Annotated in this window: 5 protein-coding genes; 1 reads left to right on the top strand and 4 read right to left on the bottom strand. The window is 63.3% G+C overall.

Features of this window, described 5'->3' with window-relative positions:
• Positions 1-181: 181 nt before the first annotated feature.
• From KGA88_RS18755 to KGA88_RS18740, 4 genes are all read right to left on the bottom strand, one after another.
• Entirely contained in the window at positions 182-1,207 is a 1,026-nt protein-coding gene (locus tag KGA88_RS18755; protein ID WP_223593409.1) for a histone deacetylase family protein, read from the bottom strand.
• Between the two features lie 153 nt (positions 1,208-1,360).
• On the bottom strand, positions 1,361-2,590 hold the full coding sequence (locus KGA88_RS18750) for a Zn-dependent hydrolase (protein ID WP_223593407.1): 1,230 nt from the start codon (positions 2,588-2,590) through the stop codon (positions 1,361-1,363).
• Between the two features lie 126 nt (positions 2,591-2,716).
• The gene (locus tag KGA88_RS18745; RefSeq protein WP_110661061.1) at positions 2,717-4,027 is read right to left on the bottom strand and encodes an MFS transporter; all 1,311 of its coding nucleotides are present in this window, start codon (positions 4,025-4,027) and stop codon (positions 2,717-2,719) included.
• A gap of 344 nt (positions 4,028-4,371) precedes the next feature.
• The gene (locus KGA88_RS18740; protein WP_223593405.1) at positions 4,372-15,348 is read right to left on the bottom strand and encodes a peroxidase family protein; all 10,977 of its coding nucleotides are present in this window, start codon (positions 15,346-15,348) and stop codon (positions 4,372-4,374) included.
• Between KGA88_RS18740 and KGA88_RS18735 the strand changes: the two genes are divergently transcribed.
• Entirely contained in the window at positions 15,335-15,523 is a 189-nt protein-coding gene (locus KGA88_RS18735) for a hypothetical protein (protein WP_223593403.1), read from the top strand. The two genes, KGA88_RS18740 and KGA88_RS18735, sit on opposite strands and share 14 nt — an antisense overlap.
• The last annotated feature ends 65 nt before the right edge of the window (positions 15,524-15,588 follow it).

Below are 15,588 nucleotides of genomic sequence, written 5' to 3'. Positions count from 1 at the left end.
GCGCCCTGCCGCAATCTTTACGTTAACGTAAGGGCGATGGCAAGTCCTGTGGCGAGGGGGCTTGCCCCCGTTCGGCTGCGCAGCAGTCGTAAACCGACGAACGTAGTATTTCCGGGAATATAAGGTCGTTGGTTTTGGGGCTGCTGCGCAGCCCAACGGGGGCAAGCCCCCTCGCCACAATTCAAAGCTGCCACACCTCAGGACTCACAAAAAACGCCCGCGCATTATCCTCCAGACTCTCCAGGTGATACCCGCCCTCCTGCACGATCAGGCACGGCAACCCGAGGCTGCGAATCCGCTCGCCGAGCGCGCCGAACCCTGCACGGGTCACTGCCACTTTGCTTTGCGGGTCCAGTTCGAAAATATCGAAGCCCAGGGACAGCACCAGCACCTCGGCGCCAAAGTCCGTCACCGCCTTGAGTGCTACATCCAATTGCCCGAGGAAATCCGCCTCGCTGGCGCCATGAGCCATCGGCAGGTTGAGGTTGAAACCCTCGCCCGCCCCGGCACCGCGTTCTTCGGCAAAGCCTGCGACGCCCGGATAGAAGTTGGTCGGATCGCCGTGCACCGAAACGTAGAGCACATCCTCGCGGTCGTAGAAAATCTCCTGGATCCCTTGCCCGTGGTGCATGTCGGTATCCAGCACCGCCACCCGCGCAAAACCGGCACGCAGTACCTGCGCCGCCACCGCCGCGTTGTTCACATAACAGAAACCACCCGCCGCTTCGGCCCGGGCGTGGTGACCCGGTGGACGGCACAAGGCATAGGCTGCGGGCTCGCCATCGAGCAACGCCTGGGCACCGGCGATGGCGCTTTGCGCCGACCAGTAGGCCGAACGCCAGGTCTGCTCGCCCACCGGGCAACTGCCATCGGCCAGGTAGCGCGCGGCTTGCGCGAGAATCCCGCGCAGGGCGTTGGGTTCACGGACGAAAATGTTCGACATCACCTCATCGCCCCAATCCTCGGGAATCTCTTTCCAGCGCTGATGGGCTTCCTGCAGGAACGCCAGGTACGCTGCGCCGTGCACCGCCAGCAGCGGATCAAGCCCGGCATCGGCCGGTTGCTCGACCTTGAAACCCAAGGCATGAGACGCCTGCACCAGGCGCTGCGCACGCTCCGGCACTTCCTGTGGCGTACGCATCTGGCCACGGGAGTAGTAGCTGCGTGGATGGTGGAGCAATTGTTCGGGGTGGAAAAAACTGCGCATGGAGTGAATACCTGTCAGTTAACGAAAATCTTGAAACCGGACGCAGCCCCACTGTGGGAGCGGGCTTGCTCGCGAAAGCGGTGTGTCATTCAGCAATGAAGGTGGCTGATACTCCGCCTTCGCGAGCAAGCCCGCTCCCACATGGGCCTGCGTCTAGGCGACTTTTTCGGCGCGCGACAGCACCGCATTGAGCAACACATCCGTACCCTGGCGCACATCTTCAGGCAGCACGTCTTCAGCTTCGTTGTGGCTCAAGCCCCCCACGCACGGGATGAACACCATGGCCGTCGGGCAGTATCGCGCCAGGTGGATCGCGTCATGCCCGGCGCCGCTGACGATCGATTGCTGAGCGTAGCCCAGGGCGTCCACGGCCTGTTGCACCGCCGCTACACAATCAGCGTCGAACGGCGTCGCCGGGCTGATCCAGTGCGGGGTGATCGTCAGATGCAAGCCGCGAGCGTCGGCAATTTCCTGAAGCCGCTCGCGGACCTGTTGCTCCATGGCCTCGATGGTTGCATCGCGGTGATGACGCAGGTCGACGGTGAAGTTCACCAGCCCCGGAATGGTGTTGCGCGACGACTTGTTGATGCTCAACTCACCGACCGTGGTCAGGCCTTCGGGGGCGAAGTCCGCCGCCAGGCTTTCGATGACCTGGATCATCGGCGCCACACCGTACAGGGCATCCTTGCGCAGCGGCATAGGCGTGGTGCCGGCGTGGGCCGCCATGCCTTCGACCCGCACGTCGAGCCAGCGAATGGCCTGGCCGCCACTGACCACGCCGATGCTCTTGGCGTTGTCTTCGAGGATCGGCCCCTGCTCGATATGGGCTTCAAAGTACGCATCCACCGCGCCACCCAGCGGGCGCTCGCCGGCATAACCGCTACGTTGCAGGGCCTCGGCAACGCTGATGCCATCGATGTCGCGCACCGCCAGCGCGGCGTCCAGCGCCATGATGCCGGTAAACACCGCCGAGCCGAACATCGCCGGGGTGAAGCGTGCACCTTCCTCGTTGGTCCACACCGCCACTTCCAGCGGCTTGCGGGTCTGGATGCCCAGTTCGTTCAGGCAGCGCACCACTTCCAGGCCGGCGAGCACGCCGTACACGCCATCGAACCGCCCGCCTTCGGGCTGGGTATCGAGGTGGCTGCCCATCATCACGGGTGCCGCGTCAGGATCAGTGCCGGCGCGACGGGCGAACAGGTTGCCGATGGCATCCACGCTCAGGGTCATGCCGGCTTCGCGGCACCAGTGGGCAAAGAGTTCGCGACCGGCCTTGTCCTCGTCGCTCAGGGCCAGGCGGCAGCTGCCGCCACGGGCGGTGGCACCGATTTCGGCCATGGCCATCAGACTCGCCCAGAGGCGTTCGCCATTAATCTTCAACATGAGTTTCTCCTGCAAATTAGAAACGACGATCTTTGTAGGAGCCGGCTTGCTGGCGAACGCGCCCGTCCAGTCAATAGACATGTCGACTGACGCACCGCTATCGCCAGCAAGCCGGCTCCTACAGGGTCAATGGGTGGCTAGTTCAACGCGTTCAGCGCTGGCATGGCGACGGGCAAGGGACAATACGCAGACCAGCGAAGTGGCGGCGATCAAGCTGTAGAACACCGCCATCGGCCACCACTGGCCGGCGAACTTGTGCGCCAGCAGGGTACCGATCAGCGGCGTCAGGCCACCGGCCAGCGCGCCGCAAATCTGGTAAGCCAGGGAAATCGCGGTGTAGCGCACGCGGGTCTCGAACATGCCGCTGACGTAGCCGGCGATCACCGCATAGAACGACGCCATGCACACCACCGCCAGGGCAATGCCGAGGATGATCAGCGGCGCCTGGGCGGAGCTCACCAGCACGAACATCGGGTATGGCGAGGCCATGGCCAGCAGCGACACCAGGCACAGGAAGCGGGTCGCGCCGATCTTCTCGGCAACCCAGGCCGCCAGCGGCTGGATGCAGAACTGGATGATCGCGACGAAGAACAGGCACTCCAGGATCAGCGAGCGTGGAAGTGCGAGTTGCTGGGTGGTGTAGGCGATCATGAACGTGTTGGTGAAATACACCCCGGCGATCCCCAGGGTGTTGGCGCCGATGCACAACAGCAGCGGACGCCACGCGGTGCGCAGCACCTCCATGACCGGCGCCTGCTCCTTGCGCTGGCTTTTGCTGGCCTGCTCGCGGCTGGCGAGAAACTCCGGCGATTCATTCACCCCCAGACGAATCGCCAGGCCCACCAGCAGCAACAGCGAACTCGCGAGGAACGGCAAGCGCCAGCCCCAGCTCATCAGGTCTTCTTCCGGCAAACGGGTGACCGCACTGAACGCCAGCAGCGACAGGATCAAACCCGCCGGACTGCCCAGTTGCGCAAACGAGGCAAAGAAATTGCGCCGGCCTTTCGGCGCATGCTCGCCGGCCATCAACACCGCCCCGCCCCATTCGCCACCGACGGCGATGCCCTGGACGATGCGCAGCAAGATCAGCAGCACCGGCGCTGCGGCGCCGATCTGCGCGTAGGTCGGCAGCAAGCCGATGCACACCGTGACCACGCCCATCATCAACAAGGTGATGATCAGCGACTTCTTACGGCCGATGCGGTCGCCGATATGACCGAAGACAATCCCGCCCAACGGCCGCGCAAAGAAACCCACGGCGAAGGTGCCGAACGCGGCCATGGTGCTGAACAGCTTGTCGTCGGAGGGGAAGAACAGCGCGCCGAACACCAGCGCGGCAGCAGTGGCGTAGATGTAAAAGTCGTACCACTCGATCATGGTGCCAATGAAGGCAGCGGCTGCCGCACGGCGCGGCTGGGACGAAGCTTGAGGCTTCATGGGGGACTCCTTTGGTTATTTTTCTGGCAGGAGAGAAACGGCAAATCCGCGGCGCTCTGGCGGCGTCGGTCTGGGGATGATTTTTCGTTCCGGGACCATGATTAGTCAATTTTCTATTTATTATTCGAAGTATTACGAAAACTTATAATTGAAGGCAGCGGCAGCCGAACAAGACGTGCAACGCGTGGGGGTTCAGCAGACAGTCAAACGGAATCACCAGCATTTAAAATGCGCGAGCCAACCCAGGAGTTCGGTCCCAGCAATTGAACGGCATGAGAAAGGGAGGGCATCCCTTGCCCTCCCCTCCGCTGTGCACGCTCCCTGCGACGGGACTTGTCAGGACCTCAAGAGGCCAGAATGAAGTCCGAGGCAGTGACGGTTGTTGCGTCGGCCACACCGACCAGGGTGATGGAGTCCGCGCCGAAGTTGACCAACGTATCCGCACCGAGGTCGACGATGTTGACACTGCTGCCAAAGTTCGCGGCGGTGATGTTCATCGCGGCGATATTGAGCAGATCCTGGCCACCCGCCGCATCGGTATCGAAGCCGATGATCCGATCGTTGCCGAAGGCCGCTGCGAACGAGAAGATATCGTCGCCAGTGCTGGCAAACATCGAGTCGTTGCCGGCACCACCAACAATACTGTCGTTGCCGGCACCGCCATCGATGAGGTCGTTGCCGGCGCCCCCGAGCAATGTGTCGTTGCCGTCGGCACCGTTGAAGGTGTCATTACCCGCCCCACCGGTGATGACGTTGTTCGACGCGTTGCCGGTGCCGACGAAGTTGCCGACGCCGGTGTAGAGCAGATGCTCGGTATTGGCACCCAGTGTGTAGCTGGACAGCGAGGTCTGTATCGAGTCCTGCCCCTCACCCGCCAGCTCGATGACCCCGTCCGCGGCTGAATCGACGCGGTAGGTGTCATTGCCGAGTCCGCCTTCCAAGCGGTCGGCCCCCACACCACCATCGATGACGTCGTTGCCCAGGCCACCCAGCAAGGTGTCGTTACCGTCACCGCCGTTGAGCGTGTCATTACCGGCCCCGGCGGTAATGATGTTGTTCAACGCGTTGCCATTGCCGGTGAAGTTGCCGACGCCGGTGAAGAGCATGTGCTCGACATTGGCACCCAGTGTGTAGCTGTTGAGCGTCGTTTGTACGGAATCGGCACCCGCGCCCGACGCCTCGACCACCAGGTCCCCGGCCGAATCGACACGGTAGGTATCGTTGCCGGCTGCGCCGACCATCGCGTCATTACCCGCACCGCCCGTGAGGACGTCGTTGCCAGCGCTACCCATCAAAGTGTCGTTGCCGTCGCCGCCATTGAGGGTGTCATTACCCACCCCACCGGTGATGACGTTGTTCAACGCGTTGCCGGTGCCGACGAAGTTGCCGGTTCCGAGGTAGAGCAGATGCTCGACATTGGCGCCCAGTGTGTAGCTGGTCAGCGTGGTCTGTACGGAGTCCACACCGCCACCCGCCGTCTCGACCACCAGGTCCCCGGCTGAATCGACACGGAAGGTATCGTTGCCAGCTCCGCCGACCATCGCGTCATTGCCCGCACCGCCGGTGAGGACGTCGTTGCCGGCGCCCCCCACCAGTGTGTCGTTGCCGTCACCGCCGTTGAGGGTGTCATTACCCACCCCGCCGGTGATGACGTTGTTCAACGCGTTGCCATTGCCGACAAAGTTTCCGGCCCCGAGGTAGAGCAGATGTTCGACATTGGCGCCCAGTGTGTAGCTGCCCAGCGTGGTCTGTACGGAGTCCTGCCCCTCACCCGTCAACTCGGTCACTACGTCCCCGACTGAATCGACGCGGTAGGTATCGTTGCCGGTTCCGCCCAGCATCTGGTCATTACCCGTACCGCCAATGAGGAAGTCGTTGCCCGCGTCACCATGGAGGATGTCGTTGCCGCCCAAGCCGCTCAGGATGTCGTTGCCAGCAGCTCCGCTGGCCACGTCGTCGCCTGCCGTGCCGGTCCATACATCGACACCGGCGGTACCGACAAACACATCACTGACCACGAACGTTGCGGCAGAGGTGACTCGCTCAAGTGTGCCGAGGTCATCGGTGTACGTCGCGACGACACGCAGTTGCTGACCGACCTGCGCCTGGCCGGGCGTGAAGGTCGTGCCCGTCGCGCCGGCGATGTCGGTGAAGATCGCACCGCTGCCCATTTGCCACTGATGGGCAATCACCGAGGTCGTGGTCCCGTTGGCGTCGGTGAACGCATCCGTGGCGGTCAAGCCCGAGTCTTTCGCCGGGGTCGTATCGCTGATCAGTATCGTTCCGACCGGCAGGACATTGACGGTACCAGTACCGGCCGCCGTGATCGGTGCGGTCGGCGCCGAGAACACCTCTTCCAGCACGCCATTGGCGTCCTTGTAGACCGCCCTGACGCGCAGGGCCAGCCCGGCTGCCACAACGAGTTCCGGGATAGCCGGCACGGCGCCAATGAGGGTCGCTGGTGGTGCGATCCTGAGTTCCGAGCCCACCGTGACAGTCGTGCCTTCTGCGCGCGCGACCTCGCCGGCGGCAAAGAAGGTGATGTCTTCGAAGACACCCGAGCCAGGGCGCGCTTCGAACTGCCAGAAGTAACTGATGGGGCCGGTGATAGCGCCGCCGGTCGCCGTGTTGTCGGCATCCGTGATGTCGGCGGCCGATACCGTCAGCACCTGGCCGGTGGCGGGCGTGGGATCGTCGATCCGCAACAAACCGACTGGCCCCGAGTTCAAACCGCCAAGCACGATCGACTGGTCAGAGAACTGCACCCGCTCGATATGGCTGAGGGTGTCGGTCCCGTCCCTGCCAGCGACACTGTCGGTGACCGTAACGGTGCCGTTGGCGTTTTCGACCACGGTGTAATCCACCCGATTGCCGGAGAACAGCGCCGTGTCGAAGGCGGGACCGGTCGCCGTTAGGATTTCGCGCACGATCTGGAGCTGGCCGGGGTTATAGGTGCCGTTCACCATGAGCGGGACCAGGGGCGTCATGCTGTCGAAGGTAGCGATTTCCGGCCCGCTGCCATCGATGTTCTGCCGCACGCTGATGCGCACGTTGAGCCACTTGTCGCCGTCGATGATGTCATCGCCGCCGCGGCCTTCGATGAAATCGCTGCCAGCGCCACCCAGGATGATGTTGCCACCGTCGAATTTATCGTCGGCGGTGCCGGCGATACCATCCGCGCCGTTGCCGGCGCTACCGACCAAGTCCCGCAGACCGCTGATGAGGTCGAAGTTGGTGAGCACGCTGCCCTTGGCGCCAGCGACGGCGAGCAAGTCGGCAGTGGAGTCATCGCCGCTGAGGAAGTCGGCGTGGGCCGATCCCGACAGCCCTTCCACCAGGTCCAGCCGGGCCAGGATCGACGCGTTGGAACCAGGCACCGCCGGCTGATCGAAGAAGCGCAGCCTGGAGTTGAGGCCCATGGTCACGCCGGCAGAATCGTCCTTGTAGTCCGCCCAGTCGTACCCGGAGAACCCGATGAAACGGTCCGCCTCGCTGGGGCTGCCGATCATGATGTCATCACCGCCCTCCCCGTCGAAGTTGTCCGGTCCGCCATCGCCCATGAAGACGTCGTTGCCATTGATCGGGTCGTTGCCGAACGGGTCGAAGTTGTCGCCGGCAACACCATCGGCGGATCCACCCTGGATCCAGTCGTCACCCTCACCGCCGCGCGCAAATTCGTTCGCCTTGCTGCCGAGGATGAAGTCGTTGCCCAGGCCGCCGCTGGTGTCGGCCGCGTCCTCGCCGGTGATGATGAAGTCCTGGCCGGCCTGGCCGAGGATCAGGTTGAGACCGTTGCCGCCCTGGATGACGTCATTGCCGTCCTCGCCGTGGATGACGTCGTCGCCACCCATGTCCGTGATGATGTCGTCTCCGGTACCGCCAAAGAGTTGGTCGTTGCCGTAGCCGCCATCGATCCGGTCGTTACCGGCATCGCCATAGACGGTGTCGTCGTCCGAGTCGCCGGCAATGAGGATGTCATTGCCGGGCGTGCCGCCCAGCACGACCGTATCGGCGCCGGTGTAGTGCAGGTAGTTGGTATCCGGGCCCGTTGTGTTGGGGTTGTCGCGGATCACCAGCGGCGTGAGGAAGTCCGTGCGCGGTGAGCCAATCGGGTGGTCCGACGGACCAAAGGGATCGGCATTCGCCGGCAGATCGTCGAGGGTGCCGACAATACCGTCGGGACCGGCAATCACACTCGGGTTGTACTGGTGCGCCTGGTTGACCTCCAGGGTGTAGGCCGGTGTCAGGAAAACCCTGCCCGAAAGGTGTGTTGCGTCGGTATTGGCCATCACCAGATTGGCGAACGTGTTGTTCTCCAGTTCAGCGCCAAAGTCCATCGAGGCGGTGCGTTCCAGATAGTAGAAGCGGTCACCGTCCTGGAGTTTCTCCATCTGGTTCTCGAAGACGAAGTTGAAGGTCGAGCCGAGCATGCCGCCAAAGGGCATCTTCTCCTCGGCCAGCCCGCCAACCCAGAAGTCGACGGCATCCAGCCCGGTGATGGTCACATCGTCTGCCGTGTGCAACACGCCGTCCGCACCAGCGTTGCTGGCCCAGGCACCCGTGCTGTTGAGGAAGTCGACGCGGTCGGCCGGCGCGGTCGCGCCGCCGAGCACCAGGTCCGCAGCGGCGGCGCGCTTTTCCGCCAGCGTGGTGGCGCCGGTGATGGTCGAGTGCGTGCCGTAGGCGGCGATGAAGTTGATCAGCGATTCCGGGTGTTTTATGTGCTGCACGAAATCGGCCCAGCTCGTGTAGGGCTTGAGCTCTGCGTCGCCGGTGGGCACATAGAACTCCCGCCGCGCCGCGTTCAGGGACGGAATCCCGGTATCGCGGCCGCGCGCCAGGTTGATGGCGGGCAGGTCGAGCGGCAGGCCGAGCAGGTTGTTGCGCAGGGCTTCGGTGACGAACTCATCGATCTCGTTGCCCACCTGGCGGGTTACGCCGCGCACGATGGCACCGGCCGCCTCCTCCGGAGTGGCGCCGCTGCCCGCGAACTCGAGCGGGTTGAGGAAGGCCTGGATCAGCCCGATATCGCTCGAAGCGAAGTTCGGATCCAGCCGGTCGACTTGCTCCAGCAGCATCGAGTGCCCGAAGCGATACACGGTGTGGGCGAACTCGGCAACGATGCTCGGATCGATCGCGGTGTCGTACACCTGGCCCGGGGCGAAGAAGGGATCGACCATCGGCTGGATGGTCCGCGCGAACTCCTCGAACACCAGGTGCTGGTACTGCATTTCGGTACCGAACTTCGCCGTCTGGAACAGGCGCTCGCCGTTCCAGTCCAGGGTCGAGGTGTCGGCAGGAAGGGCAGTGACGGGCGTCAGCAGCCACTCGTTGAGGAACGACACATCGCCGCTTGCCGCTGTCGCCAGGACCACCTCCTTGGTGTGGTCGACCAGGCGGTTGTGCTCATGGTGGAAGATCGAATGGACGGTGGTCAGGCCGATGTTCTCGTTGACCCGGCCGTCGCCGGCAATGTAGTGCGCGTCCAGCAGTTCGTTGTCGTAGAAGCCGGCGGCTACCGGCCCGCCGATAACGGTGTCGACATCAGGCAGGAGCGCTGCGCCCGTCTGGCTGTCCACCGGAATGGCACTGTTGGCAATGTCATTGAGGAAGGCATGGCCGGTGCGCGCGGCGTTGGCCAGGCTGATGGGCGCCGCCGGATTACCTTCAACGAGCACATCGTCGGCCGTGCCGGCAATGCCGTCCGGGCCCAGCATCACCACCTGTGGAAAACCGTTCGGACCCTTGATGAAATTGCCGTAGGCGTCGGTCGCCAACAATGGCACGTTGTTGAAATCGGCATCGGTGAGATTGATCCCGAGCAGATCATGGGCTTGCGCCTTGACCACCTTCCAGGTGGCCATGCCGCCCGTCAGACTGTCGTCAGCGGTAAACAGGATGCCGTCGGCACCGGCCGCCCGGTTCTCGATCAGTTTGCCGGTGGCCACCGGATCGCCCGCTGCGTTGAGCTCATAGGCGCGCAGGAACACCTGGTGCGAAGGATGCGAGCTGTAGGTTTGGTTCTGGTCGACAAACGGCGAGGTGGTGTTGGTGTTCTCGTGGATGTCGTCGGCCGTACCCAGGATGCCGTCGGGGCCGGGTTGATTGGTGGCGCGCGTCAGCACCATGAAGTTGGTCGGGCTACCCGGCACGAACAACGGGTCATCCGGCTGCAGCGGAATGAACACGGTGCCCGAGCCGCCCTTGGTGACGAGGTCCAGGCCATGGTCGAAAAACTGCCCGAAGAAGGTCATCCATTGGTTGAAGGGCGCGGTCAGGCCCGCGTCGGGGCTCACGTTCGGGTCGAAGAAGGTCTCGAACGTCGTGCCGTCGGTGCGAGTTCCGGTCACCACTTGCGCACCGGCCTTGAGCACGTCGTCAGCGGTGCCGAGGACGCCATCCAGGCCGGGATCGAAGGTGGCCGCGACCGCTGCCGGGTTGTTCGCAGTCTGGTCGACGATCAGGTTACTGATGGTGCGCGGCGCCGAGTCGATCACCAGGCCGCTGGTCTGGGTGTAGCTCGTGCCGGCATCGGCCGGGCGGAAGTCCGGCGTGGTCAGGCGTGGGAATACGTTATCGGCGGCACCGAACTCGGGATGGAGCAGGTTGTTTTCCGTCCCTTCGACCGTGCGCAAACCGTACGGCACTCGTATGTTATCGAGCAGCGAGTTCATGTTCTCACCGGCCGCGTTGTGCTCGGCAATCTTGATCTGGTCAAGGATGAACGCCAGGTCCGATTGTGTGTAACGCACACCGTTGCTGGGGGCCGTGGTCTGCGGATCGATCAGCGAAGGTGCTGGCGCGGGGGCTGGCGCTGCAGCCACTACTGCCGTAGTCGGTGCCGAGAATACCTGCTCGGTCACACCATGATCGTCCGCATAGATGGCTTTGACGCGCACGGCCAGGCCGGCAAGATCCGACGTCACCGTGAGCGTGGGTGCGTCCGCTCTGGTAAATCCGATACCGATGCGGCCTGGGCCGAGGATGATGTCCTCGAAGACGCCCGAGCCCGGTGCCGCTTCAAACTGCCATACGTAACTGATGGAATTGTGGATCGCACCGCCCACGTTGTCGCCATCGGTGAGGCCGGCCGCCGACACGGTCAATACCTGGCCAACGGTCGGCGCGGTGTTATCCACCGTCAGCGCGCCTACCGGCTCAGCGTTGACCCCCTGCACGAGGACCACTGCCTGATCGGAGAACTGCAGCCGCTCGATATGGGTGAGACGGTCGGTTTCTTCCTTGCCGACATTGTCGGTCACGGTGACGACGTCGGTGCCGACGATATTGAGGGGAACGGTGGGATCGACGACGATGCCGTTGACGGCGATCGTGTAGTTCGCCTGAGGGCCCAGGAAGTTGACGGTGTCGAACGCAGCCCCGCCTGTGGATGTACCGGGCAGGATTTCGCGCACGGCGACGAGCTGGCCGGGGTTGTAGGTGCCGTTGAGCATGAGCGGGATCATCGGCGTCATGCTGTCGAAGGTGGCGATCTCCGGCCCGGTGCCATCGATGTTCTGACGCACGCTGATGCGCACGTTGAGCCAACTGTCGCCGTCGATGAGGTCGCTGCCGCCACGGCCTTCGATGATGTCGCTGCCATCGCCGCCGAGGATGATGTTGCCCGCGCCGAATTGATCGTCGGCCGTCCCGCCAACACCATCGGCACCAAAACCGGCGCTGCCGACGAAGGCCCGCAGGCCGCTGACGAGATCGAAGTTGGTGAGGATGCTGCCCCTGGCCGTGATGTTGGCGATGATGGCCGCGTTTTGTTCATCGCCGCGCAGGAAGTCGGCGAAGGCCGACCCCGACAGGCCCTCCACTTCCGCGAACCGGTCATAGACCGAATCGGCCGATTGCGCCACTGCGCCCACGATATCGCCCGCCGCATTGGGCACCGCGTGATACGGACTGAAGAAAGGAACGACCATGTCGACGGTCACGCCGTACTTGTCATTCTTGTAGGAGGTCCAGTCGAACCCGGACATGCCGTCCATCTTGTCCTGGGCGTCGCTGGCGATGAAGATGTCGTCGCCGCCCTCACCGATCATTTCATCGAATCCGCCAGTGCCGATGAAGATGTCGTTGCCGGGCACATCGTCGGTCAGTGTCGGGCTCATGTTATCGCCGGGCGCACCGTCCTGGGTGCCGCCTTCGATCCAGTCATTGCCTTCGTTGCCGGTCGGCGCGAGGTTGACCTTGGCGCCGAGGATGAAATCGTCGCCCGCACCGCCGAAGGTCATGGTGATGTCTTCGGTGGTGATGATGAAGTCTTTGCCATCGCCGCCGAAGACCAGGTTGTTGAGGCCGAGGGTCGAGTTGCCAGCCTGGATGACGTCGTTGCCGTCCTCGCCGCGCAGGGTGTCGCTGCCGCCGATGTCGGTGATGATGTCGTCGCCGGTACCGCCAAAGACGTTGTCGTTGCCGTAGCCGCCGTCGAGCCGATCGTTGCCGGCGTCGCCATAGACGGTGTCGTCGTCCGAGTCGCCGGCAATGAGGATGTCGTTGCCGGCCGTGCCGCCAAGCACGACCGTATCGCCGCCGGTGTAGTGCAGATAGTTGGTATCCGGGCCCACTGTGTCAGGGTTGTCGCGGATCACCAGCGGCGTGAAATGGTCAATCCGTGGTGAGCCAATCGGGTGGTCCGACGGGCCAAAGGGATCCGCGTTGGCTGGCAGATCGTCGAGCGTGCCGACGATGCCGTCCGGGCCGGCCACCACGCTCTGGTTGAACTGGTGCGTCGGGTCGACCTCCAGGATGAAGGCCGGCGTCTGGAATATGTTGGCCGGCAGGTGTGTTGCATCGGTGTTGAGCATCACCAGATTGGCAAACGAATTGTTCTCAAGCTCAGTGCCGAAGTTGAGTCCCGCGGTGCGGGCCAGATAGTAGAAGCGATCGCCATTCTGCAGGTTTTCCAACTGGGTTTCGAAGACGAAGTTGAAGCTCGAACCCAGCAGGCCGCCAAAGGGCATCTTCTCCTCGGCCAGCCCGCCGATCCAGAAGTCGATGGTGTCAAGGCCGGTGGTGGTCACGTCGTCTGCGGTGTGCAGGATACCGTCCGCGCCGGCGTTGCTGGCCCAGACGCCGGTACTGTTGAGGAAGTCCAGGCGATCAGCCGGCGCCGTGGCGCCGCCGAGCACAAGATCCGCAGCCGCGGCGCGCTTGTCCGCCAGCGTCGTAGCGCCAGTGATGCTTGAATGCGTGCCGTAGGCGGCGATGAAGTTGATCAGCGATTCCGGGTGCTTCATGTGCTGCACGAAATCGGCCCAGCTCGTGTAGGGGGTCAACTGGCTGTCGCCGGTCATGTGGTAGAACTCGCGCCGCGCCTCGTTCAGCGACGGGATGCCGACTTCGCGGCCGCGCGCCAGGTTGAGCGCGGCCAGGTCGAGCGGCAAGCCGACCAGGTTGTTGCGCAGAGCGTCAGTGACGAACTCGTCGATCTCGTTGCCGACTTGCCGCGTGATGCCGCGCACGATGGCGCCAGCCGCCTCCTCAGGAGTGGGGCCGCTCGCAGCAAATTCCAGCGGGTTGAGGAAGGCCGCGATCAGGCCGGTCTGTTGATTGCCCGGGTCAGCCGGATTGCCGTCGCCGACGACGTTGAAGTTGGGGTCGAAACGATCGACCGTCTCCAGCAGCATCGAATGGCCGAAGCGAAACACTGTGTGCGCGAACTCGGCGACGATCGCCGGATTGACCGTGGTGTCATTGCCCATAGGCGCCAGGAAGACGTCCACTTGCGGCTGGATGGTGCGCGCGAACTCCTCGAACACCAGGTGCTGGTACTGCATCTCGGTGCCGAACTTGGCGGCCTGGAACAACCGTTCGCCGTTCCAGTGCAGGCCCGCGATATCGGCCGGTGTCGCTGGCAACGCCGCCAGTTGGGCGTCGGGCATCAGCCACTTGTTCAGGAAATCGAGGTCGGCGGAGGCCAGTATCGTCTCCTTGGTCTGATCGACCAAGCGGTTGTGTTCGCTATGAAAAACGGAATGCACCGTGGTCAGGCCGATGTTCTCGTTGACCCGGCCATCGCCGGCGATGTAGTGCTTGTCGAGCAGCTCGTTGTCGTAAGTGCCGGGGGCTTGCGGGCCACCAATGACGGAGTCTGCGTCAGCCGTCAGGCCGCCAGTCGGATCGGCGCTGTGGGCGATGTCGATGAGGAACTGGTGACCGGTGCGCACGGCGTTCGTCAGGCTGATGGGCGCGGCCCGATTACCTTCCACGAGCACGTCATCGGCCGTGCCGGCAATGCCGTCCGCGCCCTTCATCACGACTTGCGGGAGGCCGTTGGGCCCCTTGATGAAGTTGCCGTACTCATCGGTCGCCAGCAGCGGTACATCGAACACGTCCGCATCGGTCAGGTTGATGCCAAGCAGATCACGGGCCTGGGCCTTGACGACTGCCCAGGTGGCCATGCCGCCGATTTCGACGTCATCAGCGGTGCCAAAATGCCCATCGACACCCAGGTCACGATTGGTGATCAGCTTGCCGGTGGCGACCGGATCGCCGGCGGCGTTGATTTCATACGCGCGCAGGAATACCTGATGCGAGGGATGCGAGCTGTAGGTCTGGTTCTGGTCGACAAAGGGCGAAGTGGTGTTGCTCTGCTCATGGATGTCATCGGCGGTGCCGAGGATGCCGTCGGGGCCGGGCAGATTGGTGGCGCGCGTCAGCACCATGAAGTTGGTCGGGCTGCCCGGCACGAAAAGCGGATCGTCGGGCTGCAACGGAATGAAGACTGTGCCGCTACCGCCCTTGGTGACGAGGTCCAGGCCATGGTCGAAGAACTGGCCAAAGAAAGTCATCCACTGGTTGAACGGCACGGTCAGGCCCGCGTCCGGCGTGATGTTGGGGATCTGGAAGACGGAGACATCGTCAGCGGTGCCGAACAGGCCATCCAGACCGGGGCTGGTGACGAGCTGTGAATCCGGATTGGCCGCTGCGGCCGCGACCGCCGCCGGATTGTTGGGGGTCTGGTCGACGATCAGGTTGCTGATGGTGCGCGGCTGCGAATCGAAGACAAAACCGCTGGTTTGCTGATAGGAGGTCGGCGTGGTACCGCCAGGATCGGTGGGACCGAAGAAACCGACTGGCTGAACCTGCGCGGTATTGAACACCGGCGTCGTCATGCGCGGAAAGAAATTGTCGGCGGCACCGAACTGGGGATTGGCCAGGTTGTTGTCGATGCCGGAGACGGTGCGCAGGCCGAAGGGTACTTCTACGTTCTGCAGCAAGTCAGCCAGACTCGCGCCTGATGCATGCCGTTCCGCGATGAAAATTTGTTCGAGAATGAATTCAAGATCGGACTTGATGAAGCTGGCCATGGCTGTTTCCTCGATGCTTAACCAATCAGGAAACCACGCGCATAAAACCCGGCTGCAAACGCGTGGTTTAGTGCTGAACCCCATAGATGAAAATCGAAAGTTGAACGTCGGAACCTGGTACTACGGGCGCACCGAACCCTTGCCAAATTGCGTGCAATCAGCAGTGCTCGACTGAGGATCAATTCCCCATGACAACCGTATCTACAGGCGGGTATTGCGCCTCAAGGAGGCGACGGCCCA

Source organism: Pseudomonas sp. A-R-19 (genome assembly GCF_019956575.1).
Lineage (GTDB): Bacteria > Pseudomonadota > Gammaproteobacteria > Pseudomonadales > Pseudomonadaceae > Aquipseudomonas.
The sequence above is the reverse complement of the archived record's forward strand: the minus strand, read 5'-3'. Positions and strand labels throughout refer to the sequence as shown.